At 57.7% G+C, this 26,045-nt stretch carries 25 protein-coding genes and 3 pseudogenes; 14 read left to right on the forward strand and 14 right to left on the reverse strand.

Translation table 11 applies throughout. The annotated features are described in order from the left end of the window. Positions 1-222: 222 nt before the first annotated feature. Positions 223-1,086, reverse strand: coding sequence for a methyl-accepting chemotaxis protein (locus tag JL015_RS28165; protein ID WP_374063456.1), 864 nt, complete (start codon positions 1,084-1,086; stop codon positions 223-225). Beyond that, a pseudogene (locus tag JL015_RS28170) lies at positions 1,081-1,899 on the reverse strand (HAMP domain-containing protein); the annotation flags it as partial. The pseudogene JL015_RS28170 and the gene JL015_RS28165, both read right to left, overlap by 6 nt. Before the next feature lie 215 nt (positions 1,900-2,114). Here JL015_RS28170 and JL015_RS21315 point away from each other — a divergent pair. Further along, positions 2,115-2,483, forward strand: a complete 369-nt coding sequence (locus JL015_RS21315; protein ID WP_201004423.1) for a PH domain-containing protein — start codon at positions 2,115-2,117, stop codon at positions 2,481-2,483. 72 nt (positions 2,484-2,555) lie between these two features. On the opposite strand, the gene JL015_RS21320 is transcribed toward JL015_RS21315, so the two are convergent. Both JL015_RS21320 and JL015_RS21325 read right to left on the reverse strand, forming a co-directional pair. Further along, complete coding sequence (locus JL015_RS21320; RefSeq protein WP_201019832.1) at positions 2,556-3,014, reverse strand: SRPBCC family protein; 459 nt, start codon at positions 3,012-3,014, stop codon at positions 2,556-2,558. A gap of 27 nt (positions 3,015-3,041) precedes the next feature. Then, positions 3,042-3,611: a TetR/AcrR family transcriptional regulator gene (locus JL015_RS21325; RefSeq protein WP_201019833.1), complete on the reverse strand. Its 570-nt coding sequence runs from the start codon at positions 3,609-3,611 to the stop codon at positions 3,042-3,044. 68 nt (positions 3,612-3,679) lie between these two features. On the opposite strand from JL015_RS21325, the gene JL015_RS21330 reads away from it, so the two are divergent. The 3 genes from JL015_RS21330 to JL015_RS21340 all read left to right on the forward strand — a co-directional run bounded on the left by JL015_RS21330 (position 3,680) and on the right by JL015_RS21340 (position 6,378). After that, positions 3,680-4,558 (forward strand): MBL fold metallo-hydrolase, encoded by an 879-nt coding sequence (locus tag JL015_RS21330; protein ID WP_201019834.1) that lies wholly within the window; start codon positions 3,680-3,682, stop codon positions 4,556-4,558. Positions 4,559-4,591: 33 nt separating this feature from the next. After that, a complete protein-coding gene (locus JL015_RS21335; protein ID WP_201019835.1) occupies positions 4,592-5,593 on the forward strand; it encodes an alpha/beta hydrolase in 1,002 nt (333 codons plus the stop codon). Positions 5,594-5,784: 191 nt separating this feature from the next. After that, complete coding sequence (locus JL015_RS21340; RefSeq protein ID WP_201019836.1) at positions 5,785-6,378, forward strand: hypothetical protein; 594 nt, start codon at positions 5,785-5,787, stop codon at positions 6,376-6,378. 326 nt (positions 6,379-6,704) lie between these two features. Here the strand turns inward: JL015_RS21340 and JL015_RS21345 are convergent, their stop codons facing one another. The 3 genes from JL015_RS21345 to JL015_RS21355 all read right to left on the reverse strand — a co-directional run bounded on the left by JL015_RS21345 (position 6,705) and on the right by JL015_RS21355 (position 11,068). Beyond that, positions 6,705-7,238: a BRO-N domain-containing protein gene (locus tag JL015_RS21345; RefSeq protein ID WP_201019837.1), complete on the reverse strand. Its 534-nt coding sequence runs from the start codon at positions 7,236-7,238 to the stop codon at positions 6,705-6,707. Between the two features lie 540 nt (positions 7,239-7,778). Then, entirely contained in the window at positions 7,779-9,974 is a 2,196-nt protein-coding gene (locus JL015_RS21350; protein WP_201019838.1) for an OsmC domain/YcaO domain-containing protein, read from the reverse strand. Between the two features lie 155 nt (positions 9,975-10,129). Beyond that, positions 10,130-11,068, reverse strand: coding sequence for an AraC family transcriptional regulator (locus JL015_RS21355; RefSeq protein ID WP_201019839.1), 939 nt, complete (start codon positions 11,066-11,068; stop codon positions 10,130-10,132). Positions 11,069-11,212: 144 nt separating this feature from the next. Between JL015_RS21355 and JL015_RS21360 the strand changes: the two genes are divergently transcribed. Both JL015_RS21360 and JL015_RS21365 read left to right on the forward strand, forming a co-directional pair. Further along, positions 11,213-12,298 carry an aldo/keto reductase gene (locus tag JL015_RS21360; RefSeq protein WP_201019840.1) on the forward strand — a complete coding sequence of 362 codons (1,086 nt, stop codon included), beginning with the start codon at positions 11,213-11,215 and terminating at the stop codon, positions 12,296-12,298. 79 nt (positions 12,299-12,377) lie between these two features. Next, a complete protein-coding gene (locus tag JL015_RS21365) occupies positions 12,378-12,893 on the forward strand; it encodes a nuclear transport factor 2 family protein (RefSeq protein WP_201019841.1) in 516 nt (171 codons plus the stop codon). Here the strand turns inward: JL015_RS21365 and JL015_RS21370 are convergent. After that, positions 12,873-14,243, reverse strand: coding sequence for a GntT/GntP/DsdX family permease (locus tag JL015_RS21370; protein ID WP_201019842.1), 1,371 nt, complete (start codon positions 14,241-14,243; stop codon positions 12,873-12,875). The genes JL015_RS21365 and JL015_RS21370 overlap by 21 nt on opposite strands. A gap of 425 nt (positions 14,244-14,668) precedes the next feature. On the opposite strand from JL015_RS21370, the gene JL015_RS21375 reads away from it, so the two are divergent. Beyond that, positions 14,669-14,956, forward strand: a complete 288-nt coding sequence (locus JL015_RS21375; protein WP_201019843.1) for a hypothetical protein — start codon at positions 14,669-14,671, stop codon at positions 14,954-14,956. 24 nt (positions 14,957-14,980) lie between these two features. Then, positions 14,981-15,568, forward strand: coding sequence for a hypothetical protein (locus JL015_RS21380; RefSeq protein ID WP_201019844.1), 588 nt, complete (start codon positions 14,981-14,983; stop codon positions 15,566-15,568). Positions 15,569-16,160: 592 nt separating this feature from the next. Here JL015_RS21380 and JL015_RS27775 read toward each other — a convergent pair. The 3 genes and pseudogenes from JL015_RS27775 to JL015_RS21395 all read right to left on the reverse strand — a co-directional run. Then, positions 16,161-16,484, reverse strand: a pseudogene (locus JL015_RS27775) (addiction module antidote protein); the annotation flags it as partial. Between the two features lie 2 nt (positions 16,485-16,486). Then, positions 16,487-16,807, reverse strand: coding sequence for a type II toxin-antitoxin system RelE/ParE family toxin (locus JL015_RS21390; RefSeq protein WP_236250248.1), 321 nt, complete (start codon positions 16,805-16,807; stop codon positions 16,487-16,489). A 186-nt stretch (positions 16,808-16,993) separates the two neighbouring features. Beyond that, a pseudogene (locus JL015_RS21395) lies at positions 16,994-17,440 on the reverse strand (transposase); the annotation flags it as partial. A gap of 230 nt (positions 17,441-17,670) precedes the next feature. On the opposite strand from JL015_RS21395, the gene JL015_RS21400 reads away from it, so the two are divergent. Together JL015_RS21400 and JL015_RS21405 are read left to right on the forward strand one after the other, a co-directional pair. Further along, positions 17,671-18,312: a hypothetical protein gene (locus JL015_RS21400; protein WP_236250249.1), complete on the forward strand. Its 642-nt coding sequence runs from the start codon at positions 17,671-17,673 to the stop codon at positions 18,310-18,312. Next, positions 18,309-18,788: a surface-adhesin E family protein gene (locus tag JL015_RS21405; RefSeq protein WP_201019847.1), complete on the forward strand. Its 480-nt coding sequence runs from the start codon at positions 18,309-18,311 to the stop codon at positions 18,786-18,788. Before JL015_RS21400 ends, JL015_RS21405 begins: the two co-directional genes overlap by 4 nt. Positions 18,789-19,281: 493 nt before the next feature. On the opposite strand, the gene JL015_RS21410 is transcribed toward JL015_RS21405, so the two are convergent. The 3 genes from JL015_RS21410 to JL015_RS21420 form a co-directional block, all read right to left on the reverse strand. Beyond that, positions 19,282-19,695 (reverse strand): hypothetical protein, encoded by a 414-nt coding sequence (locus JL015_RS21410; RefSeq protein ID WP_201019848.1) that lies wholly within the window; start codon positions 19,693-19,695, stop codon positions 19,282-19,284. A 182-nt stretch (positions 19,696-19,877) separates the two neighbouring features. After that, a complete protein-coding gene (locus JL015_RS21415) occupies positions 19,878-20,372 on the reverse strand; it encodes a demethoxyubiquinone hydroxylase family protein (RefSeq protein ID WP_201004578.1) in 495 nt (164 codons plus the stop codon). A 335-nt stretch (positions 20,373-20,707) separates the two neighbouring features. After that, on the reverse strand, positions 20,708-21,952 hold the full coding sequence (locus JL015_RS21420) for a Bcr/CflA family multidrug efflux MFS transporter (RefSeq protein WP_201019849.1): 1,245 nt from the start codon (positions 21,950-21,952) through the stop codon (positions 20,708-20,710). 278 nt (positions 21,953-22,230) lie between these two features. Here JL015_RS21420 and JL015_RS21425 point away from each other — a divergent pair, with 278 nt between their 5' ends. From JL015_RS21425 to JL015_RS21440, 4 genes are read left to right on the forward strand one after another with little or no spacing between them, the layout of a single operon-like run. Continuing rightward, positions 22,231-23,220, forward strand: a complete 990-nt coding sequence (locus tag JL015_RS21425; protein ID WP_201019850.1) for an aldo/keto reductase — start codon at positions 22,231-22,233, stop codon at positions 23,218-23,220. Between the two features lie 11 nt (positions 23,221-23,231). Next, a complete protein-coding gene (locus JL015_RS21430) occupies positions 23,232-23,816 on the forward strand; it encodes a flavodoxin (protein WP_201019851.1) in 585 nt (194 codons plus the stop codon). A 31-nt stretch (positions 23,817-23,847) separates the two neighbouring features. Beyond that, the gene (locus JL015_RS21435; protein ID WP_201019852.1) at positions 23,848-24,930 is read left to right on the forward strand and encodes an alpha/beta hydrolase; all 1,083 of its coding nucleotides are present in this window, start codon (positions 23,848-23,850) and stop codon (positions 24,928-24,930) included. 33 nt (positions 24,931-24,963) lie between these two features. Continuing rightward, a complete protein-coding gene (locus JL015_RS21440; protein ID WP_201019853.1) occupies positions 24,964-26,019 on the forward strand; it encodes an alpha/beta hydrolase in 1,056 nt (351 codons plus the stop codon). Positions 26,020-26,045 lie beyond the last annotated feature (26 nt).

Consider the following 26,045-nt stretch of genomic DNA (forward strand, 5'->3'; position numbering starts at 1 on the left):
GAGCGAGCGTCAGCACAGGGGCTTCTAAAAAACACTCAAAGCAGGCTGTCACATGTTCAAAAACAACTGGGCATCCCTGTTTTGATCCAAAATAGTCTATTGGAGCGGCAGTCATGAATAGAAGCCTCCCGCACAAACATCCTGGTGGTCTGGTACCAGGTTCGCCATCCATAACAAACCCGACGACCTTATTGATATCTGCGCGGTACCGCCCCCTCCACGTCAAAGCCGAAACCGATCCACCGACTGCGATAACTGCCCCGCCAGCGCCGATAAGTCATCGGTCGTCCCCGCCGTCTGGCCAATGACTCTGCTATTGCCTTCGGACATGTTGGCGATCATTTCCACCTGATGAGCGATTTCGTTGCTGGCCAGGCTTTGTTCGCTGATGGTGCGGCTGATGTCGTTGACCAGTTGGGTCGTGCTCAGCGTGGCTTCGAGGATTTCGCGGATGGCGCGTTCGACTTCGGCGGTGACGGCCATGCCCTTGTCGACCTGGGCAACGCCCGCTTCCATGCTGGTGACGGCTTCGCGAGTGTTTTGCTGGATACGCGAAACCATGCTGGCAATTTCCTGGGTGGAGGCGCTGGTGCGCCCGGCCAGGCTTCTGACTTCGTCGGCAACCACCGCAAAGCCACGTCCCTGCTCTCCGGCGCGTGCTGCTTCGATGGCGGCATTGAGGGCGAGCAGGTTGGTCTGGTCGGCGATGCCCTTGATCACCTGGATGATATTGAAAATGCCCTCGGACTCTTCATCCAGATTGCGGATCACCTGGGCCGATTGCTGCGAAGAACGGGCAATGCCTTCCATATCGCTGACCACCTGATGAATCACTCGACCACCATTTCTGGCCAGAGCTTCGGCCTGGTTGGCCATGTTCAGAGCACGCTCGGCATGCCGGGTGATTTCTTCGATGCTGGCCGTCATTTCACTGGCCGCTGCAGACATGGTGCTGGCTGCGGTGCTTTGCTGCTGGCTGCTACCCGCCACTTCATGGCAGCCGCTGCTCAGTTGCTGGCTCATGTCGGTGACGCCGTGGGCATTGCGGCGCACCACTTCGATCATGCCTCGCAAGTCGCGCTGCATGGTTGCCAGGCTGCGAATCAGCATGCCCGCTTCGTCTTGTTGCCGGGGCTCGGCGATGGATTCGCTCAGGTTGCCATGGGCGATGCTTTCAGCGATCCGGCTGGCGGACTGCAACGGCCCCATGATGCTGCGGATAACCCAGAGCCCCTGAACGACCAGCAATATCAGGCTGGCGACGAGTACAACACCAAGGGTGAGGTTGGCATTGCTGCTGGCTTGTTGAGTTTCTTCGCTGGTCTGTTGCGTGCTGCTTTCGATGACCTCGCTCAGGCTGGCCATTTCGTCTTCAAGCTCGCCGAACGCCTTGTTGAAGACGCCCAGTTCCTTTTGTGCGCTCTCAGGGTTGTCGAGGGCCAGCCCGACAATTCTTTCGCCAGCGGCAATGTAGGTTTCGAGGCTGGGTTTGACCTTGTTCAGGCCTGCCTTGATAGTTTCATCGACCGGCAGCTTGAGGTTTTCGTCGAGCACTTTACGAAAGAGTGCGGCATGTTCGGCAATGGAGCTTCGCACCTCGTCTTTGGTGCTGTCGCTCTTGCCCAGGCCAACCAGCATGGCCGAGAGCACATCGGCGCGCAAAGCGTCATGCATCATGTCGGCTTCAAGATGGTTGCGCAGCGCGGTCATGCTGACCTCGTTGTCCTCCATCGCATGGGCCATCCGGACATTGCCCACATAACTGACCAGACTCATGATCAGGATGGCTAGCACACCGGTCCCGATAAGCAGAAGCAAACGTAGTTTTATAGACACCCTGCCGTCCTCTTGTGGTCCTTCAGATAGATACAAACGTAGCTCTAGATGGGTTGTCGGCACGCTCGCCGGGTTAGTTAAGACTATTTGCAGGTTTTCGCTGATTGGCTACCGATACTGGCTGCATCCGGGCGTCCGCAACCGCTCTGCCACACTCATTGAAGACACATCCAGCCAGAAAACAGGCATAGTGCTATCCTCGGCGCGACATCCACAGTCAGCCTGCTGGCAGATGCCCGAAGGCCTGAAAACACACATTTGAAGACAGGGATAAAGGGATGATTGACTTCAGTAACAAAGGTTTCTTCAAGCTGAAGCAGAACAGCGAATACGCCGAGCGCGTTACCGAACTTCTGCTGGAAGGCGAACAGGTCATCGACTCCTATAAATCGATGCGCGACGGCGTGGTTTTCACCAGCAAGCGAATCATTGCGGTCAACGTGCAGGGCATCACCGGCAGCAAGAAGGACTTCACGTCCCTGCCCTACAAGAACATCGTCGCCTATTCCGTGGAAACCTCCGGGACCTTCGATCTGGACTCCGAACTTGAGGTCTACTTTTCGGCGCTGGGTAAAGTGAAATTCGAATTCACCGGCAAGACCGAGATTGTCGAGATTTCAAAAATCATTTCCAGGCACATCTTCTAAACTCGCGACCTGCTCAGCGCTAGTTGATCGTTCCATCTCCATTAGACAGGCACGATCAACATCCAGCGGTTTTCAATCTCTGCTCCGCAAATACTCCGCCATCGCAGCAAAGCGCCGCCGGGTTTCGTGCTCGAACAGTCGGTTGACCAGAGGATCGAGGACTCGGCCCAACCATCGTGGGCGCATCTGGATTCGGAAGGTGTAAATCAGCTCCGAGCGTTCGTCATCAAGGTCGCGGTGCTGCATCGATGCAGCCCAGCCCTCGAACCAGCCCGCAGGCTCAACCAGCACGGCAGCCGCTACCTTGCCCGGCTGATAATTCACAAATCGAGTGCGCATGGCGAAAAAGCGTTTCCAGCCGCGCCCCTGATTGAAGGTGATCGCGCCCACATAGGGATGGCTCCCGCCGCCTTCCACTTCAGCCCGCGATAGCAAGCTGTCCCAGCGCATTCGTACATCATGGTCGTGGAAGGCCTCAAAAGCGTCGGCGGCGCTGGCTGGCATGATCATCCTGATTCGGTTTTGCCGCATTTTCTGCCTCTGATGATTACGCTTTGCTTACCCGACCAGACGCTGGACGATGCTCACCAGTCGCTCACCAACCTTCTGAGCATCGCCCCGGCTTTGCGCCGCCAACTGCGCGCCGTCGAGCACAAACAGGATTTCGCTGGCGGTGCCTTCCGGGTCCGTCAGACCTGCCTCGTTACACAGCGCAATCAGACGCTCGCTGAGGTCGCGTGAGTGAGCTTCAATCACAGCTCGCGCAGGATGCTCCTTGTCCGGCAGCTCGGCGACCGAGTTGGCGAAACAGCAGCCTCTATCGGCATCGGCGGCCAAACGACTGGCAATGAACCGAGCCCAGCCCAGCAACTGGGCCTTGGGATCATCGGGGTGTTGCACCTTGAGTTGGTCCAGCACATCGGCATAGGCCAGGGACTCCAGTCGCAACCATTCGGCAACCAGCGCGTCCTTGTTCGCAAAGTGCCGGTAGATCCCCATTTTGGTGGTGCCTGCATGGGCGGCGATAGCCTCCACGCCGACGCCACGAATCCCGTCTCGATAAAAAAGCTCATCGGCGGCGAGCAGGATTCTCTCCCGAGGCGGCAATTTCTGACTGTCTCTTTTCATGAGTCACCCTTGACTATGATACCGACCGGTATCAACATGATACTGATCGGTATCAGCGAGATATTAACATGAACGCCAAGCACTACACATTTGGCTCGACCCACATCACCCGCGTCAGCGAAAAACTGTTCGACGCCTTTGCGCCCAATGCGCTGTTGCCGGACTGGGACAACAGCGCCATTGACCCGCAGCGCTCATGGCTGGTGCCCGATAGCCTCACCGCCACAGGCCAGAAGGTGATCATCAGCGTGCATACCTGGGTCATCAAGACGCCGCAGTATACGGTGCTGGTCGATACCGGCGTCGGCAATGGCAAACATCGTCCTGCACTGCCCATCTTTCACCAGTTGAACGAGCCCTGGCTGGAACGCCTGGCGGCTGCCGGGGTAACCCCCGAAGAGGTCGACTACGTGCTGCTCACCCATTTGCACACCGACCATATCGGCTGGAACACTCATCTGGTGGATGGCCAGTGGGTGCCGACCTTTCCCAATGCCAGGTATGTGTTTCCAGAGGTTGAGTATGAGTATTTCGTCAATGGCCCCGGACGTCAGGCCATGGGTTATCAGGCCTTTGTCGACAGCGTGCTGCCGGTGATCGAATCCGGTCAGGCACTGATGATCGGAGCCGAGGGCGGGCCGTTTCTGGAGGACTTCCACTTCCATCCGACCCAAGGCCATAGCGTGGGCCACATGTCCATCAGTTATCAGCACGATGGCAAGACGGCCATGTTTGGCGGCGACGTCATGCATCACCCCATACAGGTTTCGCAACCGCTCTGGGCTTCCTGCTTCTGCGGCCTGCCAGAGGCCGCCAATCGCTCACGGCAATGGTTGCTGGCGTTTCTGGTTGAGCACGACGCCCTGTATTTCAGCTCCCATTTCGCTGGCACCTCGGCCGGGCGTGTCAAACGCCAGGGCGACGGTTACAGCTGGCACTTTGAATAATCCGCCCTTCACTCATCGCACAAGGACACTGCCATGACTGCACCTCACCTCGCGCCCACCCTGAACGTCAGGACGTTGGACCCCGGCGCCGCGCGCGTGGTTGCCCTGATGCGTCAGGCCTCTGCTGCCACGGGCGAACCGACTCCCGAACAAGCCCGGGCAGCCTTTCGCAGCAGCCGCCAGGCCCTTGCGGCAGCGCCTGTGGAAATCGTTGCCGTTGAAAACCTGAGCACACCAGGCCCGGGCGGCGAGATACCTTTGCGTCTCTATCGCGGGGTCGAAACCAGCGAGGGCGAAAATCTGCCTGCCCTGATGTTCTTTCACTCGGGTGGCTGGGTCGTCGGTGATCTGGATACCCATGACGGCGTTTGTCGGCAACTGGCCCTGCTGGCTCGCTGCATCGTGATCGCAGTGGATTACCGCCTGGCGCCAGAGCACAAATTCCCTGCGGCAATAGAAGATGCCTTCGCTGCTCTGGATTACGTCCAGGCACAGGCCGCGCAACTGGGCGTCGATGCCGAACGTCTTGCCGTCGGCGGCGACAGCGCCGGTGGCAACATCGCCGCTGTCCTCGCCTTGATGGCGCGGGATGCAGGCTACCCGCCGTTGGTATTGCAGGCACTGATCTACCCGGTAACCGACTTCCATGGCGTTCATCGCTCCCAACAACAATTGGCCATGGAACCGCCGCTGACAGCCGCCACACTGAACTGGACCAAGGCTCAATACCTGCGCAACGATGCCGACCGCCTGGACTGGCGAGCGTCCCCGTTATTGGCCGAAGACCTCAGCGGCCTGGCTCCCGCCTTTATAGTGACCTGTGGCTGCGACCCTCTCGAAGACGAAGGCCGCGCCTACGGCAAACGCCTGCATGAAGCGGGTGTCACAGTGACCGACAGCCACTTTGCGGGGCAGATCCACGGGTTTATCACCATGGGCCGCCTGATCCCGCAAACCACCGAACTGCTGGCACAGATCGCCGGGGCGCTGGATGCCGCGTTTCATAGAGGGGCCGAGCAGAGCTTTGGACAGTAGGAGATCACCCGCCGCCTTGGCGCCGCGCTGTCGCGCAGCAAACAGAGGACGGTGGAGCGCGCTTGCTCTGAACAGGCAAAAAAACCCTATTTCCATCACAAGAATGAATCCCGCAAATCCTGAATCCTGTTTGGCACCAAGGCTGCTAGGCTAACCAGTCAAGTGCCGTTTCCCCAACATGGATGACCGGGATGTCGTACCAACGCTTGTTTTATCATCCTGTCTGCTTGTGGCTGATGGTGCTGGCAGCACTTTTTCCCGCCAGCATCGTGACGTGGGGATTGTTCTGGCAGCGACTTGGCCTTGGTAACGGCATGACGCTGACAGCGGCAGCGTTGCTAATGATGCAGGGGATTATCTGGGCATCCGCGTTTGGCATTCGGTCTTATCGGATAAATTCCGGCAATCGCAAAGTCTGGCTCAGAGCACTCACGATACCGGCCATCGCTCACGGCGCACTGTTGATGATTGGCGTATTAGCGTCCTCAGCACCTATGACCTACAACACGTTTCTGTTGGGTGGACCGATCCTGGCTTGCGGCTATATATGGATGCTGGTGCGTCAATCGCAAACATGGCAACCGCCCCGCCCAGTGCCCTCGCCCCGACGTAAATGGCAGTGGCGATCAATGCCAGCACGCGCCCTGGCAGTGGTGACTCTCGCAAAACTGCCCTTGCCTCAACCCAATGACCGGCAGACGGTATTTACTCTGGTGTATACCTCAGCCATTGGTTGGTCGCTACCGCAGTTGTTATTCACGGGATCGCAACCAATGACCTGGTGATCGTGAGCAAGCGAGGCTCATTCCATGTCAGCGGGACCGAAATCATACCGTATGCCATCATTTATATTTGCCTTGCGTTGATCTGCATATCGGTCGTGGCCGGTCACCGTGATGAACGGCCCAATGCTCATTTTTACAGGCGGTTTCGCAGCACTCTGTCGTGGATAACAGGAATCCTGCTGGCCTATACGGTTTTATCAAACCTCGTACGCCTCATCGCGGCGATTGTTGAGGGAGCAAACCGCTAACCAGCTCAGGACATCACGATCAGCCAATGCCGATTGATCGCCCCCACCTCTCCAGCCAGGAACGATCAACTCATTACATCAAGCAAAAAACGACCAACGCCGACCCAGCAACCGCCGCCACCAGGACCCGGTCACAGCCTCGGGCTGCACCTGAACCAGCTCCGGCAAATCCCGCAACTTCACCCACAGCTCCCCATGCCATTGCAGCGAACTCAGGGCATTGCCCTGCCAGCGCATCTGGTAAAGCAGAGGTTGATCGGTTGTATCTGCAGCATCCAGAGCAGGCAAGACTTCCTGCGCCAGCCAGCGGCGCAGTGCGCGGTTCTCCGGGACGTAGTGATGCACGAGCATCGCAAAGACGCCTGACTCGCTGATCATCAGGCATTTTTCCCAATTGCCGTGGGTCAGCAGCCAGACCGTGCGGCGTTGGTCGATATCGAGTTTGAGGGTGGCGCGTTCGTCCAGTTGCTTGCCCATCAGCCGGGCCAGATCCTGCAAGGGAAACCAGACCTGGGCATCGAGCATCACGGCACGCAGCATGCGGTGATGGCGGATGAAGATGGTGGGCTCGAAGTGGTCGGTGCAGGATGGTGAGGGGTATGGAAGGTCCATGGGGGTAAAACTCCTTTGGGGAATTAACCACCCGATACGTCGCTAAACGCATTTGGGTGGCGACTGTACGACGGTTAGCGAACCGGCCCCAAAGGCACACCGGCAGACCCTAAGGTCTCCGACGCACAGCCGCCATAACGCATGCCTCAAGCATAAAGCTCGCTTGAAGCAGGTTGTGTAGCACTGCTGTGCCTTTGATTCGGATCGCTAAACCCGGCCGCTGATTTTGCAGCGACGCCGCACCTTAAATCCCCGAATCGACACATACAAGCGGTCAGGATTTTCTAGGAAATTTCACTCAAGGGAAAGGGAAGAAACCATGCGACTGAGCTAATAAGGCGCACATATCACTTTGTAGGAGGCAGCTTGCTGGCGAAGACTGATGTGAAGACGCCGCCTATATGCGCACTTCACTGCTGCTATCGCCAGCAAGCTGTTCTGGTCAGGTTTTGCCAGACACAAGATTTGTGAAATCAGCCTCTTGACTGACGGGCATCAGGCCAAGGACTCTCCCGCGGGATTGTGACGTTAACGATGCACTCAGCGATTCACCTTCGCCCGCGCCGCATGCAGTTTCTTGTAGCTGTCGATCAAACGCTGGTGTCTGTCGAGGCCTTCCAGCTTCATGCTGGTCGGCGTCAGGCCGTAGAAGCGGACGCTGCCGTCCATGGAGCCCAGCACCGCGTCCATTCGCTCGTTGCCGAACATGCGACGGAAGTTGACTTCGTAGTCTTCCAGCGCCAGCTCTTCGTCCAGTTCCACTTCCAGTACCACGTTCAGGGCTTGATAGAACAAGCCGCGTTCGACGGTGTTGTCGTTGAATTGCAGGAAGGCTTCTACCAGTTCTTTCGCCTCTTCAAACTTCTGCAAGGCGAGGTAGATCAGCAGTTTCAATTCCAGAATCGTCAACTGGCCCCAGGCTGTGTTGTCATCGAACTCGATGCCGATCAAGGTAGTGATGTCGGTGTAATCGTCCAGTTCGCTGTCTTCCAGGCGCTTGACCAGCTTTTTCAGGCTGGCAGCGTTCAGGCTGTGCAGGTTCAGGATGTCGGCACGGAACAGCAGCGCCTTGTTGGTGTTATCCCAGATCAGGTCCTCTATCGGATAGATCTCGGAGTAACCCGGCACCAGAATCCGGCAGGCCGATGCACCGAGGTGCTCGTACACCGCCATGTACACTTCTTTGCCCATGTCTTCGAGAATGCCGAACAGTGTCGCGGCTTCCTCGGCATTGGAGTTTTCGCCCTGGCCGGAGAAATCCCACTCGACAAATTCGAAGTCGGATTTCGCACTGAAGAAGCGCCACGACACCACACCGCTGGAGTCGATAAAGTGTTCGACGAAGTTATTGGGCTCGGTCACCGCATGGCTTTCAAAGGTCGGCTGCGGCAGATCGTTCAAGCCTTCGAAGCTGCGGCCCTGCAACAATTCCGTCAGGCTGCGCTCCAGTGCCACTTCAAAGCTTGGGTGCGCGCCAAACGAGGCAAACACGCCACCGGTACGCGGGTTCATCAGAGTGACGCACATTACCGGGAATTCGCCGCCCAGCGAGGCGTCCTTCACCAGAACGGGGAAGCCCTGCTCTTCCAGGCCCTGAATACCGGCCAGAATGCCAGGGTATTTCGCCAACACGTCCTGCGGCACATCCGGCAGGGCGATTTCACCCTCCAGAATTTCGCGTTTTACTGCCCGCTCGAAGATTTCCGACAGGCATTGAACCTGCGCTTCGACCAGCGTGTTACCGGCACTCATGCCATTGCTGAGGAACAGGTTTTCGATCAGGTTGGAGGGGAAGTACACAACTTCGCCATCCGACTGGCGCACATACGGCAGCGAACAGATGCCGCGCTCGACGTTGCCGGAGTTGGTGTCGTAGAGATGCGAGCCGCGCAGTTCGCCGTCAGGGTTGTAGATTTCCAGGCAGTACTCGTCGAGGATTTCCTCCGGCAGCGCATCTTTACGGCCTGGCTTGAACCAGCGCTCGTCCGGGTAATGCACGAACTCGGCATTGGCGATGTCTTCGCCCCAGAACTGATCGTTGTAGAAGAAGTTGCAGTTGAGTCGTTCGATGAACTCACCCAGCGCCGACGCCAGCGCACCTTCCTTGGTCGCACCCTTGCCATTGGTAAAACACATCGGCGATTGCGCGTCGCGGATATGCAGCGACCAGACATTGGGCACGATATTGCGCCACGAGGCGATTTCGATCTTCATGCCAAGGCCCGCCAGGATGCCCGACATATTGGCGATGGTCTGTTCCAGCGGCAGGTCCTTGCCCGCAATGCAGGTGCCCGCTCCCGAAGCCAGGCTCGGCATCAGCAAAGCCTGAGCATCGGCGTCCAGATTCTCCACTTCTTCGATCACGAACTCAGGCCCGGCCTGCACCACTTTTTTGACCGTGCAACGGTCGATGGAACGCAGGATGCCCTGGCGGTCCTTGGCGGATATATCGGCAGGCAGCTCGACCTGGATCTTGAAGATCTGGTTGTAGCGGTTTTCCGGATCGACAATGTTGTTCTGCGACAGGCGAATATTGTCGGTGGGGATGTTGCGGGTTTCGCAGTACAACTTCACAAAGTAAGCCGCGCACAAGGCCGATGAAGCCAGGAAATAGTCGAACGGACCCGGTGCCGAACCATCGCCCTTGTAGCGGATAGGTTGATCGGCAACCACCGTGAAGTCGTCGAACTTGGCTTCAAGTCGGAGGTTGTCGAGAAAGTTGACCTTGATTTCCATGCGGGATTACCAGAATAGCGAGCAAACGATTGGCGGCCATTATCCGGTTTTTCAGCGGGAAGTCTTGCGCTTTGGCGGGCTGTGGTCGGGTTGCTTTGGGAGAGCGCAGGCAATATGGCCATGCAAGACACGTCAGACCATCAGACTCGCGCCACTCAACGCCAGGAAACGTCACCCACAGGAATAAGATGCAAGGCAGCAGATTCCCTCTGGACTGCACTGCGCAACCGACTGGCATCCCTGGCCGGTGACAAACCGAACATGCGGGCATAGTCCCTACTGAACTGCGAAGGGCTTTCATAGCCCACCCGGTAACCGGCACCTGCCGCATCCAGCGCTTCGGCCACCATCAAGCGACGGGCCTCCTGGAGCCGCAACTGGCTGCGAAACTCCAGCGGGCTCATGGAGGTGACGGCCTTGAAGTGCGCGTGGAAGGTAGAACGGCTCATGCCTGCGATATCGGCGATGTCATCAATGCGGCAGGTTTCGCTGTAATGGCTGCGCAGCCAGGCAATTGCCTTGGCAATCTGGCTCAGACGGCTGTCGGCTTTGGCCAGTTGCCGAACCACACCATTGCCGCTGCTGGTCAGCAACCGGTAAAGAATCTCGCGAATCGTCAGCGGAGCCAGTGCTTCGATATCGTCCGGGGTATCCAGCAAAGCGGCCAGCCTTGCGGCGGCGTCCAGCAGTTCGGGGGTTGTGTCGTTGAGTTCGATGCCTGCGGCAGGCAGGCCGCTCGTTCCGTCGGGAGCCGGGTATCGCAGGACGAGGTCGCTCAGCACGGTCATGTCCAGGTCGAGAACAAGGCACAGATAAGGCGCCGTCTCGCTTGCATCGATCACCGAGCCCGTCACGGGAATGTCCACGGAGGCAACGAGGTATTTGGCCGCATCGTAGACATACGAAGTGGTTCCAACCACCACTTGCTTGCGGCCCTGGGCGATCAGGCAGAGCGTCGGCTCATAGACCACAGGCATCGGAATGGTCGGCGCGCCCGAGCGGACCAGGCTGACGCCGGCAATCGGCGTTGAATGTATGCCGTCAGTCGGGGAGTGACGACTGATGAGATCGACCAGCTTTTCCAGAGAGCCCATGCTTGCTCCTTTGAAAGTCAGGATTATTGCGTACACGGATAATCATGCAAGGACTCAGGACAATCCGGCTACAGGCAGGCGCGCCACTGAATGCAGACTCATTCCCTACAGGTTTCAGGTTCCACTTTCTGTGAGGAGTTCAGTATGTCCACTATTTCAGCACTCGACCATTACCGCCTGCTCGGACGATCAGGCATGCGGGTCTCACCGCTCGCCCTCGGCACCATGACCTTTGGCTCTGACTGGGGCTGGGGCGCGGATGAAGCCCAGGCGCGGCAGATTTTCGATACGTACGTCGATAACGGCGGCAACTTCATCGATACCGCTGTCAATTACACCAACGGCGCTTCGGAACGCATCTTGGGGCAGTTTCTCAAGGGCAAGCGTGATCGCCTCGTAGTTGCGACCAAGTACACCATGGCCCGCGACCCTGGCGACCCCAATTCGGGCGGCAACCATCGCATGAATCTGGTGCGCTCGGTGGAAACCAGCCTCAAGCAGCTCGACACGGATCGTATCGAACTGCTTTACCTACACGCCTGGGATTTCACCACCTCTGCCGACGAAGTGATGCGGGCACTGGACGATCTGGTGCGCAGTGGCAAGGTGCTCTACCTCGGGATCTGCAACACCCCGGCGTGGAAAGTCGCGGAACTGCAAACGCTGGCCGACCTGCGTGGCTGGTCACCCCTTGTGGCCTTGCAGATCGAGTACAGCCTCGTCGAACGCAGCGTCGAGCATGAGTTGATCCCGATGGCGCAGGCGATGGGCCTTGGCGTGCTGCCATGGTCGCCGCTGGGTGGCGGCATCCTGACAGGCAAATACAGCCGCGATGATCTGAGTCAGGCCAGCGAAGCGAATGTTTCGCCGACTCGCAAAGGCGTAATCAGCTCATCCGGGCATATGAATGAGCGCGCCTTGCAAATCGCTGCCGTCGTGGGCGATATCGCCAGAGAAATCGGTACGACGCCTTCCCGGGTGGCGCTGGCCTGGACGTTGCGCAATCCTGCCGTAGTTGCGCCGGTCATGGGGGCCAGAACCCTGGCTCAGGCGCTGGACAACCTGGCCGCGCTCAGCCTTCAACTGGATGACGAGCATGTGGCGCGCCTGGATCAGGCCAGTGCGCCCGAACCGATCTTTCCGGCCCGTTTCGTCTCCCGGCCGATGGTTCAGCAACTGATCTTTGGCGGGGCTCGCAGGCCGGATTTTGGCCCGTGGCAAGGGCGGTAAAAATCATCTGCCTGTAAACAGTCGCCGGCAAGCCGCCTCCCACAGGGAAAGCGGCGTTCCAGAAAAAGGAGTCTTTAACATGGGCATAGCAAGCTTCAGAAACACCCTGGCGTTCGTCGTGCTGATCATGTCGGGCATGGCCGATGCCGCTTCAGAGCGCGATGTAGCAGCACGTAACAAGCAAATCGTCAGCGAAGCATTTGATCGCTGGGCCGCAGGCGGGAACAGCTTCTTCAGTGAAATGCTGACGCCGGACATCATCTGGACGATCAAGGGCTCGGGACCGAGTGCCGGGGTGTACCGAGGTATCGACCCGTTCATCGAGCAGGCCATCCGCCCATTCGTATCGCGGCTGTCCAGGCCGGTTAGGCCCGTCAGCAGGCAGATATGGGCGGATGGCGATCACGTCATCATTCAATGGGACGGTGCCGGTGTGGCGCGTGACGGGCAGGCCTATAACAACAGCTATGCCTGGATCTTTCACATGCGCAACGGCAAGGCCGTCGAGGTCACTGCCTTTCTCGACCTTGCGCCTTATGACGATGTATTGCGGCGTATTCCCGAGGCTGCGGCGTCACGTCAACCAGTGCCATAACAGCAGCGTGCCGATCAGCCCGACAACCGAAACGATGGTCTGCAACACTGACCAGACCCAAATCGTCTGCTTCAGTTGAAGCCCGAAATATTCGCGGACCATCCAGAAACCGGCATCGTTGACGTGGCAGAAAAACACCGAGCCTGCACCGATCACCAAAGCCACCAGCGATGCTTCGACCGGTGCAAGGCTGGCCATCATCGGCGCCAGAATGCCCGCCGTCGTGGTCGTCGCCACGGTGGCCGAACCGGTGGCCTGCCGCAACGCCACGGCAATCAGCCAGGCCAGCAGCAGATACGGCATGTGTGCGCCCTCCGCGACTTTGCTGATGGTCTGGCTGACACCGGCATCCAGCAAAGTCTGTTTCAAGCCGCCACCGGCACCGATGGTCAGCAACAGCACGGCTATCGGTGCCAGGCTTTTGCGCAAGGTCCCGCCCACATGCTCACGGGAAAGACCGTTGGCCCAACCCAGGCAAACCGTTGCGGCCAGCACCGCAATGCCCAAGGCAACCAGCGGCTCGCCAAGAAACTTCAAGGCCAGCGCGAGGCTGCTTTCAGGTGCCATGAGCACCTTGGCCAAGGTGCTGCCGAGCATGAGAATCACCGGCAAGAGAATGATCAGCAACGAAATGCCAAAACTCGGCTGGCGGCTGACATCGGGCTTGGCACTGAACAACTCGCCCAGTTCGGCAGGCTCTTCGATGTGCATGCGTTTCGACAGCCAGTTGCCGTAAAGAGGCCCCGCAAGAATCACCGCCGGAACAGCAATGCAGAGCCCCAGCAACATGGTCAGCCCCAGATCGGCGTGCAAGGCACTGACCGCGATCAGCGGCCCGGGATGTGGAGGCATCAAGGCATGCAGCGTGGTCATGCCCGCCAGTGCCGGAATGGCAATTTTCAGCAACGGCTGATTGGACTGACGCGCCATGACAAAGATGATCGGCACCATCATCACCAGCCCGACCTCAAAAAACAGTGGCAGGCCGATGACCATTGCCACCAGCGCCATGACCCAAGGCAGGGTCTTGCCCTTGCCCAGCCCGAGCAAGGTGGAAGCAATCCGGTCCGCCGCGCCCGACTCGGCCATCAACGCACCGAGCATCGCGCCCAGGGCAATGATAATCCCCGCCTCCCCCAGAATACCGCCCGCGCCCTTGCTGAAAGCTTTTGCAACGGCTTCAGGCGGCAACCCTGCGCCTATCCCTGCGATGAAAGTCCCCACCAGAATCGACAGAAACGGAGGAAGTTTGGTAGCGCTGATCAGCACGATGATCGTGGCAATCGCAATCAGGCAGCAGATGATCAGACGGGTGTCATGCAACACCCAGGCAGCAGACGACAGATCCAACGTAAACCCCTTCTTGGTACGGTTTTCTCACGAAACAACTGAAACAATTTGTCTCAATTTTTCCAAACCATACCGGAATGCGGCATTGCGTCGCAGTTAAATTTTCACAAAAGGTCACATTCCGCGCTGTCGTGCAGCAAACAGGGGCTGGTGATTGCTGAGAGGAAGCGGATGAATCTTCTCCCTCTGTGAGGTGATGTGGGAGCGAATTTATTCGCGAAAGGTCGCTACACCCGACAAATACCGGTCGTCTGGAATAGCGTCTCGCTGCTTGTGCACTGGCGAAGTTTGTCGGCAGTTCATGACCACACTCAAAGGTTTGTGCAACGGAACTTAAAGTCTCAACGCAGACCAAAGGTGCCAAACCCGACACCTGGGGCACGCGACGGTCAATGGCCGTTCTGGAAAAGTGATGGCGGTGAAATATGGCAAATAAGGCGCAGTTGATCGAGCAGGCAAAACAGGCATCCGAGACTCTGTTTGCCTGGGCCAGTTTTGTCGCACACACCGAGTTTCTTTGGCAGGACAGCACATTAGTGACGGATGCCGAAGCCTGGCAAAGCCTGTGGTTTGAGCTGGAGATCCTGAACGGCCTGGCGCTGGCCGAGTGGGAAGAACAAGGGCGGCCTGCCGACTGGTCAGCAACCTGGCGTGAAACCTATCAACAGGACGCACGCGAGCTGGCGGCTGAACTGCTGACGTTGACTGCCTGATCGTCGCCTCACGGAGAAGAGTGCATGTACCGCAAAACCGCCGTCGCCCTGCTTCTGATGTTATCCAGCGGCTGTAGCCAGTTTCCCCACAACAGGTTTTTCACCCCGCCCGCCGCTGGCCCGGATACGGCGTGGGTGCGTATTGTGGGCGGCACCGAACGGGCCTCTATCGAGCAGGAGTTGAATGGCCAACGCACTGGCGGCCTGGTACGCAGCAGTGAATTCATACTCACACGAAACCAGGATCTCGGGATGCCTGTGGACAGCGAACAGGACAAATCGACTTGGAGCGATTATTACGAAACACCTGTGATTGCAGGCCGAAAAACAAGCATCGGCCTCTCCTATCACGGCCCTGATAACCTGTGCAGCAGCACCATGACCTTTGTGCCGCAGAAGGGCCACTATTACCAGTTCGGCCTGCAGGTCGACGTGCGCCTGCGCCAGTGTCGCGGCCTGCCGTATGAACTGATCAAAAATGAGCAAGGGCAATGGAGGCTACAGCGTCAGAAGGATGTGATCTGGGGCGGGAAATATGGCCATGAAGATGAGAACTGGCAGAAGATGCCAGACTCGCTGATGCCTCCTGCTGTTCCGTATGAGATTCGGTGAGAGTGTCGCGATGTATCTCTGCCACTCCGCTCTACCGACACACCACGCGACCAAGGCTGGCAAATTGGTGTATGAAGGACTGGGCTGGGCGGCTACCTCTGAGATGGCGAAAACTGTTTCGTGATTTGACTGCCTGGCTCAGGAGCCTGGCCGCCGCTTCCAACCGTTGATAACAGATTGTTTCGGGGCGATTCGGTCAATCGCGAAAAGCAGAAGTCGACTCGAAGCGGACGCTCTCTCTTACCGTGGTGTTCGGATGGAAGCAGAGCCGCGCCAGATCGAGAGCATGGCCGGGCTAGATCTGGCGTGATTAGGCGCTGGCGCGAACGTCCGAGGGTTTCGCTGCTGGTTTCGCTGGCGCTTTCGCTGCGGGCCTAGTAGCTGACTTTGCAGCCGGTTTTACGGCAGGTTTCGCACGCGCTTTCGCTGCTGGTTTTGCAGCGGGCTTAGCAGCAGCTTTCGCGGCTGCAGGGCGCAAGCCTGATCGTAGTTTCACCAGCCCTTTCCCTGTGAGCAGATTTGCGCTGCGGCTGAGGTGTTCGTAGGCCTCTGCATCAACAACTACAAGGTCATCCGGTCGAGGCGCTTGTGATGGCTTCACAGTCAGTTCGACTCCAACAGCGAGCATGAGGCGCATCACTGTGTCGTAGCGAACGTGGGTTCCGCCCTTCAGTGCTTTGTAAAGGCTCTCACGGTTCACCCCGGCGTTCTGCGCCAGCCTGTTCACGCCTTGGGCTTTGGCCACTTCGGCGATCGCCTGCATCATGACTTCGGGGTCGTGCTCTTTCATCGCTTCGGCGAGGAACGCACTGATGGTTTCGGGCGTGTCCAGGAAGCGGGAAGCCTCGAAGCGGCTTGTATTGCCCAGATTCAGATTGAGAATGGGCATGTCTTCGGGTTTGTTTTGGTTACTCATAATCATGCACCTCGCAGTGCGTCTAGAATTTCTTTAGCGCGTTTGATGCCCCGTTTTTGATCGGTCTTATCGCTACCGTAAAGCATCAGGTAGCTGGTCTGGCCTGATCGGACGTAATACACCCGGTAGCCAGGCCCCACGAAAACGCGCATTTCACTCAGACCGTCGCCGACGGGCTCTGTATCACCAAAGTTTCCGTTTTGTGCCCGCAACATCCTGACGGTTACGGCTGCTTTTCCCTGGACGTCCTTGATCCCGCCCAGCCAACCAGTGAATTCTGGCGTGGTATCGATTGCGTACATGGGTTTATTGTTTTCGGTCATGCGTTAAGAGTAGCCTAGCGGCTACAGCTGTGTCGATGCGCGCCTGTTCAGTGGCGTAGAACACGATCGTTGCGAGCAAAGGTATTTCATTGCATGAGGAGCAGCTCTCGCGCAGCACATACCGTCTGATTCGCTTCTCACTTATTGTGGCATGACGAAAGAAGAGATCATTAGTGTGTCACTGAAGCGAAGGGCGCTGGCGTCCACAGCAAAACCTTCGCCCTTGACCAGACCCGCGTCCATGCCGCGACGCAGCACATCGTTGAACAGCCAGCGAAAAAGCGAGCTGTCATGAAAACGACCGTGGCGGTTCTTGGAAAACGTAGAGTGATTGGGGGACTTCGTCTTCAAGGCTCAAACGGTAGTACCAGCGATACGCCAGGTTCAAATGAGCCTCTTCGCACAACCGATGTTCGGAGCGAATGCCGTAGCAATAGCCCACCACCAACAGGCGAATCATCAGTCAATCGATGGACGCCCGATTGGGCTATAAAAATCGGCTAGATAATGGCGCAGATCGCTTAGATCGAGACATCGATCAATGTTGCGCAGGAGGTGATTGGCTGGGATGTGATCTTCAATGTTGAACGAGTAAAAAAGTCTTTCTTGTCCACTCGATAATTGTCCCATCATGCTGCGAATCCTCCCGCTGGCTGATGACCCAGTTTTGCCGCAGGCCAGGCAGGATATCTACTTTTTCAACAGAATCGACCCGAAACAGCCTTTCACCTCCAAGCTTACCTCGGACTGGCGAACTCCCTTTACCACCGGCCTCCTTTTCCGGTCCTTTCAATTTGTAACAACGTCCTGACGCTATTAAGATCGCGTCTTTTCACCCCATCAGGAATATCCAGGCAATGGACATGCGTCGCCTTTTATCCTTCTCCTGCAGCAAAGCGGTATTAACCCTTTTCCTCGGACTGTGTTCCGGTAATGCACTGGCCAGCGGCCTCAGCGAAAGCCTGGTCTCGTGTGAGCCGTCATTCTTCAAACACCTCTATTCCCAGCGCGCCGACCTGGGGAAGACCGTCAAGCTGGCCCGCAACGATGAGCACGGCCTGGCATGGCTGCCGGTGCCGGACCGCAGCAACTTCGACACCGCGTTCCAGCACTTCACACCCGTTGTCGTCGACCAGGGCCTGCGCCTGACCAGTTACTACGACCGGGTCATGGATCTGGGCGAGCAAGGCACTTACTACTTCTGGGGTTTCGAAATCGATGCCAGCCGCGAGCAAGTCATGGCCAAGTTGCCGAATGCGCAATGGCAGGAGGCCGGTGAGTACTTCATTTCCAGACCACGGATCAAGGCGAACGCCAATTCCGCCTGGCAGGACAACCTTGCGGCGGCCTCAGGCATCGCTCCGGCGGCGGGTTCCGCGGAAAAGCTCCTGATGCTCAGCGTCGAAGACGGGAAGACCCGCCTGCTCTGTACGTTGCAGGGCAGCGTCGATGAGCGTCTGTTGCAGCAGGAACGCCCGGACATGGCGCAAGGAACCACACGATGAAGCGCCTGCCATGCCTGGCCGCGATATTGCTGCTGGGCGGCTGCGCCCACGGCATTGTGCCGCAGAAAGCCGTGGCCGAAGCGCCGGCCAAGCCCCCTACTGGCATGTTCAAACTGCTGGAGGACGCCAAACTGGCAACCTACTTCGACGCCCATTCCGTTGCCCTGTACCAGGGCAATCCACATTTGCGCCAGTTCTACCTAATCAACAATTACCTCGGACCCGCCGCCCCCAGCGATAAACCTCCAGAGATCCGCAGTTCGCGGGCGATCCAAGTGATCAACTGCGAACGGGACGAAATGGCGCAGTTCGGCCGGGTGTATTTTTCCCAGCCCTTTGTCCTGGGGCATGAAGTGGCACGCAAGAGCGATATCCCACAATGGGAACCGTTGGAGCGGCAGTCGCTGATCGGGATGTTGCGCGATTTAGTGTGCAAGATCGATGCGACTCATCTTCGGACGGGTAATCCGGAGTAGCTGGATCTGTGCATGAGCAGGCTGTCACGGCGCGCCTGCTTGTAGGTAGCAGGGTGGTGCCTTTCTTTGAAACGACGGAACTGCCGATGAACATCCTGAGTACCGAGCAAAAAAACGTCCTCAAAAAATCACTCAGGCTGGTGGCGAGTGATCTCCTACGCCCCTCCATCAAACCGTCCCCTAGCCGCCCTCCCCCCTCCGCAGTCTCCAGCGACCAAGTCCACAGCGCAACATAATTGAGAGCATGTTCGAGTGTTTAAAAGACAATCATCGTGTCATGATGTGTTTCGACAAACTCGCGAAAAGTTTGCCGCCATAGTTTTCCTAGCCTGTATCATGCGAGGTTTTCGACAATATTCTTTGCGTGCAGAATCTGGCAAACCCCGCTTCGGCAGCGATAAAAACGACCTGAAATCCCGTTAGTTAAAATCGAGTGTAACCCGTTGAAACTCAGAGGCACGCTTACGAATACCCTATGCATACATATTAATTTTTAATCTTGGGAAAAGTTACCGCCTCCTACCATTCGGCTTGCACGCTCATGCTGAGTACTTTGGGCATACAATATAGCAGCATCAATTTCAGCTACAGCGGTCGCCCAAGAAACACCATTGTTTTCTATCCATTCACGAGGCTGGGAACCAGACTCAATTCTATTCAACACGCACGTTATGGCATTGCCATTATGTCCACCTTCACGTGGAAATAGACCAAGAGCGGGGCGTGGATGAACAATTTGACCTGGAGCACCAGGATAATCAATATCTCTTCTCCTGATAAAGGTTTCTGCGTGACGGCCATTTGTGTTCCCCGAACAGCGAATAACCCAGTGCGCCGTAACGTAATACAAACTTGCCCCGTAACCCGCTCCTCGCCACGTAATAAACTGACAGGCATGATTTGGCATAAAAACCTCCATAAATAACTTTATCTGACAATAGCATATTACCTAAGCAACCAGAGCATTCCGCATAGCGCATGCAATTACTGAGCAGATCGGTCGGCCAGTGGATTGAAAAACATTTACCTTGAGTAGTTAGCGCCATAAAGGGCAGCTCCACTTGCGACCTGCCCTTTACCTGACCGGACTCAAGACCGCATCCCCATCCAGATCACCGCCTCAGTCCACGCAGTCACAACCGGTGTCAGTGCCCTGAACCAGGGATCGCGAACATCGATCTGCGCGGCTGAGTGGTCATGATGGTGCTGCTCTTCTTCCACGATCGAGGTAATGGCCGTTACTGCATGAGGATCGATATCGCGCAGCTCATGCAGTTGATGGGCAAGGTGCTTGAGCACCACACTTTCAACCGCGACGGTCGTTGCGACAATGGCCTTGCGACCTAAGAGGCCGGTGATCAAACCCAGCGCCAGGCCACCGAGGCCGCACAGCCAGTAACTGCGGCAACGGGGATAGTTGCGGCGTTGCAGCTCAGCCTGAAAGACCGTCCGATGGCGGCGTTCGTGGGAGAGAAATTCCTTGAGTTCATCCACCATGCCCGGCGCGAAAAGCCGGGCCATGAACAGCTGGCCGCTGTAGATACAGATCGCACCGTGCTCGCCTGCATGGTCAACCTTCATCATGCGGTTACCAAGGTCACTTCCATTAGCCATATAGTCTTGGGGGTTCACGCTGAGAGGCCTTGTTCGATGGGGGCAGGACATCGGGTCTGTTCTGATGCCAGTCAGTCAGGAGGCTGATTTCAAGAATCTGGTGCCGGGCTCACAATCCGTGGGAGGGGCCTTGGCCGCGACAGCTTCATGAAGACGCTGAAAATGTGTTGCCTGTAAGCAAGTCGTCGCGGCCAAGGCCCTTCCCACAAGTGATATGTACACCTTGACGGATCGGCATTAGAGCATGTCCTTGCTCTTCAGCATGCATCGTGCTGTCACCTCGGACAGATAAACAAGTGCAGCGTTCACATTCCCGCCTCTCGCCCTCGCCCCACAGAAACCAAAGCCGTCCCCAGGCTGCCTACCCCGGCCACGCCCATCACCAACGCCATGCCCCTCGGTGTCCCGTCGGACAACCAGCTGACAAGTGCCGCACTGAAGATGCCGCTGCCGTAGTGCATTGCGCCCACCAATGAGGAGGCAGAGCCTGCCCGCTGGGGGAAGAAAGCGAGTGCGCCGGCCACGGAGTTGGCGACGATGAATCCGTTCATGGACATGTAGAAGAACACCGGCACCACCAGCCCCCAGAGTCCGCCCCAGCCGAACCATGCGCACAGGCTGAGGATCATGCCGAAGAAGGCCAGTGCCCAGGTGCCGAGGTGGAAAAGTCGTTCGCTGCCCATGCGGTTCAGTAATCGGCCGTTGGCAAAGTTGGCGATCATCATGCCAAGGATGTTGACCCCGAAGAGCCAGCCATAGGCCTGCGCTGATACGTGGTAATAGTCGATGTAGGCGAAGGGTGTTCCCACGATAAAGGCGTAGGCGCCTGCGTAGAAGAAGCCGCCCGACAGTGCATACCTGATCAGCCGTGGATCACGCATGAGTTGCAGGTAGGTAACGAACGTATGCACAAGCGGCTCGGTTGTTCTCTGATCGGTAGGCAGGCTTTCCGGCAATTTGCGAAACGAAAAAAGCGTCACCAGCCCGACAAGAGCCAGCGACCAGAAGATGCCTTGCCATGACCACCAATCAAGAATCTGGCCTCCGATCAGTGGCCCGGCCAAGGGCGCTACCCCCATGATCAGAATCAGGGTCGACAGCATTTTTGCCGACTGTTCTCGCCCATACAGGTCACGGACCATGGCGCGGGACAGCACAGGGCCTACACAGGCGCCCAGTGCCTGAATCACCCGCCACACCATCATTTGAGTGACATCGGTCGAGAGCGCGCATCCGACCGAGCCGATGATGAACAGGATCATTCCGATCGCAATCGGCAACTTGCGTCCGTAACGATCGCTGACCGCTCCCCATATCAACTGCCCGAGGCTGAAGCCCAGCAGGAATGCAGAAAAGGTCAGCTCGATGCTGGCTGTGTCGGTATGCAGCGCCCGGCTGATGGTTGGCAGCGCAGGCAGATACATGTCGGTGGAGATGGATGCGAATGACATCAGCGCACTGAGATTAAGCAGCAATCGCAGGTCGGCCGTTTTGCGCGGCGGTTCGGCGCTGGTGGCAGAGAGTGCTGCTGGGCGTTGGAGTAAAGACATGGGAATGGAGTCTGCCAGTGGCGAAACCCGCATCGTAGTGACTGTCGGCCTATCAATGAATGCCATGCTTTCGCAAGGTGAAATGAGCTGAGCTCATGAATCTATGGGCCCTGCCTCCAACGCCATGCATGCCTGACCTCACACGCTAGAAACCGACTCATGAACTTTCTTCATAAGTCCTTCCCGACTCAGGCGTCTAGTCCCCCCTCGCCTGCTCGCTTAGTGTTTTCACAACGGCATTGCCTCCTTTACCGAACGCTCAAGCTGGGAGATTTGACATGCAAAAGCGCAAACTCGGAAACAGTTCTCTTGAAGTCTCGGCCCTCGGGTTGGGCTGCATGGGGCTCAGCCACGGCTATGGCCCGGCCACGGATACAGATCAGGCCGTCACCTTGATCCGTAAGGCAGTTGACCAAGGCATCACCTTTTTCGACACCGCCGAAGTCTACGGCCCTTATCTGAACGAGCAGGTGGTGGGCCAAGCGCTGGCACCGGTCAGGGATCAAGTGGTGATAGCCACCAAGTTCGGTTTCACCTTCGGGTCCGACAACAAACAGCAGGTCCTCAACAGCCGTCCCGAGCACATCCGGGTTGCCGTCGAGGGTTCGCTGCGCAGGCTGAAGACCGACTACATCGACTTGCTTTACCAGCATCGGGTCGACCCGGACGTCCCCATCGAAGATGTCGCGGGAGCTGTGAAAGAACTCATATGGGAAGGCAAGGTCAAGCACTTCGGCCTGTCAGAAGCCGGCGCACAGACCATTCGACGTGCTCATGCCGTGCAGCCTGTCACTGCGCTGCAAAGTGAGTATTCCCTGTGGTGGCGCGAGCCTGAGCAGGAAATTATCCCGACCCTCGCGGAACTGGGGATCGGCTTCGTTCCCTTCAGCCCTTTGGGCAAGGGCTTCCTCACCGGCGCGGTATCGGCAGACACCTCATTTGGCAGCGACGACTTCCGCAGTATCGTGCCCCGTTTCAGTCAGGAAGCGCTTCAGGCCAATCAGGCACTGGTGGTTCTGGTCCGCAAGATTGCGGAGCAAAAGGATGCAACACCGGCCCAGATCGCGCTGGCCTGGCTGCTCGCACAGGCGCCCTGGATCGTGCCGATTCCCGGTACGACCAAGCTGCACCGGCTGGAAGAGAATATTGGCGGTGCGACCATCACGCTCGATGAGGTCGAACTCAAGGCCATTGATGCGGCGCTCGCGCAGATCAGCATCCAGGGTGACCGTTACCCCGAATCTCTCAAGGCTCGGGTCGGGCGCTGAGGGTAATAGCCATGAGCAATGATCACGATCCGCTACGCCGCACGGTAGTCGCCGCACTCGCCAGTGCGCCACTGCTGGCACTGGCCGGCACGCCAGCCAATAGCGAGCAGCCTCGCTCAGGGTCTCGCACTCTGGTGGCGTATTTTTCCCGATCCGGAAATACCCGCGTCGTCGCCGGGCTCATCCAGCGCAGCCTGCATGCAGACCTTTTCGAGATTCGCCCGGCCAGGCCCTACCCCGAGGATTATCTTGAGACGGTGGAACAGGCACGCCAGGAACGCGATAGCGGTTTCGAGCCAGCGCTGGAAAGCAAGGTTCAGGACATTGCCGATTACGACACGCTGTTCCTCGGTTTTCCGATCTGGGGTGAAACCACGCCTCCCGTTGTGCGCTCGTTTCTGTCGGCCCACGACCTGGCCGGTAAAACCCTTGTCCCCTTCACCACCCATGGCGGCTACGGGCTCGGCAACAGCCGTTCCGTTCTCGAAAGCCATGCGCCCAAAGCCAGGATAGTCGATGGCTTCGTGATGGAGGGCGAGCAGGAACGCAAGACCATGGAGCGCGTGAACGAGTGGTTGAGTGAATCAGGTCGTTAATACAGGCAATTGCTGTTTCGAGAGATGACATATGAATGCTGGAAAAAACCTGTTGGGCATCGCCCTGCTGAGCGTGCTTGCCGCCTGTGCAACTCATCCCGATGACTCAAGCAGCGTTACTGCTCCCTTGCTGATTCAGGAACAAGGCAGCTTCGCCGCTGGCGGAACCATGGCCACGGCACCCGGCACGTTCAACCCGCACAAGCCCATGGCACCCGATGGCCAGACCTATCACGGCGACCATGCGTACGCCTTCTATCAGATTCCGGTCAATGCCCGAAAACTGCCCATCGTCATGTGGCACGGCGCGGGTCAGTTTTCCAAGACCTGGGAAACCACCGCTGATGGCCGTGAAGGTTTTCAGAATATCTTTCTGCGGCGCCAGTTCGGCGTGTATCTGATCGACCAGCCGCGTCGGGGTGATGCCGGGCGCAGCATGGTGGAGGCGACGATCAAGCCTGTGCCGGACGAACAGCTCTGGTTCAACCAGTTCCGTATCGGCCTGTGGCCTGACTATTTCAAAGGCGTGCAGGTTGCCCGGGATGCGCAGACGCGCGACCAGTTTTTCCGTGCGATGACACCCAATACCGGGCCGTTCGACATGAACGTGGTTTCCGATGGCGTGTCGGCAGTGTTCAACAGGGTTGGCCCCGGCATCCTGTTCACCCACTCGCAGGGTGGCGGGCCAGGCTGGCTGACGGCGATCAAGAACAACAAGGTCAAGGCAATTGTGGCCTTCGAGCCTGGCAGCAGTTTTGTCTTCCCGGAAGGTGAAGTGCCAGCGCCGATCCCCAGCGCGTTCGACACCGTGCAAGGCGCAGCGGTGCCGATGGAACAGTTCATGGCACTCACGCGCATTCCGATCCTTGTGCTGTACGGCGACAACATCCCGGAACAGGCCGTCGACCTTCCCGCTCAGGACAGTTGGCGTGCCCGACTCGCGATGGCTCGCGCATGGCGTGACGCCGTCAACAGGCATGGCGGTGATGTGAGGCTGATCCATCTGCCGCAGATAGGTATCAAGGGAAATACCCACTTCCCCATGTCGGACTTGAACAACGTCGAGATCGCGGACCTGGTGTCCGGATTTCTCACCGAAAAACACCTGGACTGATACCCACTCTTTTTAATCCTCAGGAGATTTCATATGCGAAACACCCTTTTGAAAGCGTCGCTCATGGCGGCAATGGTCGGAATCTCTGCCGGTGAAGTCGGGGCCGCGGACTACAAAAAGAATCCCTTCACTCTGGTCTACGACGGGGCGATTGCGAAGAATGAACCTGGCAAGGTGAATATCCACGCGGTCACCTACAAGCTCAATGACCTGGACATCGCTGCCAACGTTTATACCCCAGCCAATTACGACCCGAAGAAAACCTACCCCACGGTGGTCGTGGCGCACCCGAACGGCGGAGTGAAAGAGCAAGTGGCAGGCCTTTATGCCCAACGCCTGGCAGAACAGGGCTACATCACGATTACTGCCGATGCGGCGTATCAAGGCGCCAGCGCAGGACAACCGCGCAGTGTCGACAAGCCCGCCAATCGCATCGAAGACATCCATGGCATGGCCGACTTCATCACTCAATATGCCGGGGTCGACGGGAAACGCCTGGGCCTGCTCGGCATCTGTGGCGGTGGCGGGTATTCCCTGGCGGCGGCTGAAACGGACAAGCGCTTCAAATCGGTGGCGACGGTCAGCATGTTCAACTCCGGGCGGGTTCGCCGCAATGGTTACGCCGACTCGCAACTGAGCACCATCCAGCCTCGTCTGCAACAAGCTTCGGCTGCCCGTGCTCAGGAAGCCGCTGGTGGGGCAGTGCTTTATTCAGGGGATGCCAACCTGACGGACGAGCAGATCGCCAAATTGCCATTCGACCTGTATCGCCAGGGCTACGAGTACTACTGGAAGACCCACGCGCATCCCAACTCGACCTTCAAGTACACCACCAGCAGCTTGCTCGACCTGATGCGTTTCGACGCCACCCACCAGATCGAGCTGATCGAACAGCCGCTGCTGATGATCGCGGGCAGCAAGGCCGATAGCCTGTACATGACCGAAGATGCCTTTGCCAAAGCCACCGGCACCCAAGAAAAGGAGCTGTTCAAGATCGAGGGGGCGACCCATATCGAAACCTACTGGGTGCCCAAATATGTCGAGGCAGCCGTCGGCAAGCTGACCGGGTTTTATGCAAGAACGCTGTAATTGGCAGATTTTGCTACCGTCAAATA

This window comes from Pseudomonas cichorii (assembly GCF_015471405.1).
Classification (GTDB): domain Bacteria; phylum Pseudomonadota; class Gammaproteobacteria; order Pseudomonadales; family Pseudomonadaceae; genus Aquipseudomonas; species Aquipseudomonas serbiensis.

Excerpts from the sequence above, each read along its gene's own strand:
- JL015_RS28165 (WP_374063456.1), bottom strand. The coding sequence starts at position 1,086 with ATGCAGCGCGACTTGCGAGGCATGATCGAAGTGGTGCGCCGCAATGCC.
- JL015_RS21315 (WP_201004423.1), top strand. The coding sequence starts at position 2,115 with ATGATTGACTTCAGTAACAAAGGTTTCTTCAAGCTGAAGCAGAACAGC.
- JL015_RS21320 (WP_201019832.1), bottom strand. The coding sequence starts at position 3,014 with ATGCGGCAAAACCGAATCAGGATGATCATGCCAGCCAGCGCCGCCGAC.
- JL015_RS21325 (WP_201019833.1), bottom strand. The coding sequence starts at position 3,611 with ATGAAAAGAGACAGTCAGAAATTGCCGCCTCGGGAGAGAATCCTGCTC.
- JL015_RS21330 (WP_201019834.1), top strand. The coding sequence starts at position 3,680 with ATGAACGCCAAGCACTACACATTTGGCTCGACCCACATCACCCGCGTC.
- JL015_RS21335 (WP_201019835.1), top strand. The coding sequence starts at position 4,592 with ATGACTGCACCTCACCTCGCGCCCACCCTGAACGTCAGGACGTTGGAC.
- JL015_RS21340 (WP_201019836.1), top strand. The coding sequence starts at position 5,785 with ATGTCGTACCAACGCTTGTTTTATCATCCTGTCTGCTTGTGGCTGATG.
- JL015_RS21345 (WP_201019837.1), bottom strand. The coding sequence starts at position 7,238 with ATGGACCTTCCATACCCCTCACCATCCTGCACCGACCACTTCGAGCCC.
- JL015_RS21350 (WP_201019838.1), bottom strand. The coding sequence starts at position 9,974 with ATGGAAATCAAGGTCAACTTTCTCGACAACCTCCGACTTGAAGCCAAG.
- JL015_RS21355 (WP_201019839.1), bottom strand. The coding sequence starts at position 11,068 with ATGGGCTCTCTGGAAAAGCTGGTCGATCTCATCAGTCGTCACTCCCCG.
- JL015_RS21360 (WP_201019840.1), top strand. The coding sequence starts at position 11,213 with ATGTCCACTATTTCAGCACTCGACCATTACCGCCTGCTCGGACGATCA.
- JL015_RS21365 (WP_201019841.1), top strand. The coding sequence starts at position 12,378 with ATGGGCATAGCAAGCTTCAGAAACACCCTGGCGTTCGTCGTGCTGATC.
- JL015_RS21375 (WP_201019843.1), top strand. The coding sequence starts at position 14,669 with ATGGCAAATAAGGCGCAGTTGATCGAGCAGGCAAAACAGGCATCCGAG.
- JL015_RS21380 (WP_201019844.1), top strand. The coding sequence starts at position 14,981 with ATGTACCGCAAAACCGCCGTCGCCCTGCTTCTGATGTTATCCAGCGGC.
- JL015_RS21390 (WP_236250248.1), bottom strand. The coding sequence starts at position 16,807 with ATGACCGAAAACAATAAACCCATGTACGCAATCGATACCACGCCAGAA.
- JL015_RS21400 (WP_236250249.1), top strand. The coding sequence starts at position 17,671 with ATGCGTCGCCTTTTATCCTTCTCCTGCAGCAAAGCGGTATTAACCCTT.
- JL015_RS21405 (WP_201019847.1), top strand. The coding sequence starts at position 18,309 with ATGAAGCGCCTGCCATGCCTGGCCGCGATATTGCTGCTGGGCGGCTGC.
- JL015_RS21410 (WP_201019848.1), bottom strand. The coding sequence starts at position 19,695 with ATGCCAAATCATGCCTGTCAGTTTATTACGTGGCGAGGAGCGGGTTAC.
- JL015_RS21415 (WP_201004578.1), bottom strand. The coding sequence starts at position 20,372 with ATGATGAAGGTTGACCATGCAGGCGAGCACGGTGCGATCTGTATCTAC.
- JL015_RS21420 (WP_201019849.1), bottom strand. The coding sequence starts at position 21,952 with ATGTCTTTACTCCAACGCCCAGCAGCACTCTCTGCCACCAGCGCCGAA.
- JL015_RS21425 (WP_201019850.1), top strand. The coding sequence starts at position 22,231 with ATGCAAAAGCGCAAACTCGGAAACAGTTCTCTTGAAGTCTCGGCCCTC.
- JL015_RS21430 (WP_201019851.1), top strand. The coding sequence starts at position 23,232 with ATGAGCAATGATCACGATCCGCTACGCCGCACGGTAGTCGCCGCACTC.
- JL015_RS21435 (WP_201019852.1), top strand. The coding sequence starts at position 23,848 with ATGAATGCTGGAAAAAACCTGTTGGGCATCGCCCTGCTGAGCGTGCTT.
- JL015_RS21440 (WP_201019853.1), top strand. The coding sequence starts at position 24,964 with ATGCGAAACACCCTTTTGAAAGCGTCGCTCATGGCGGCAATGGTCGGA.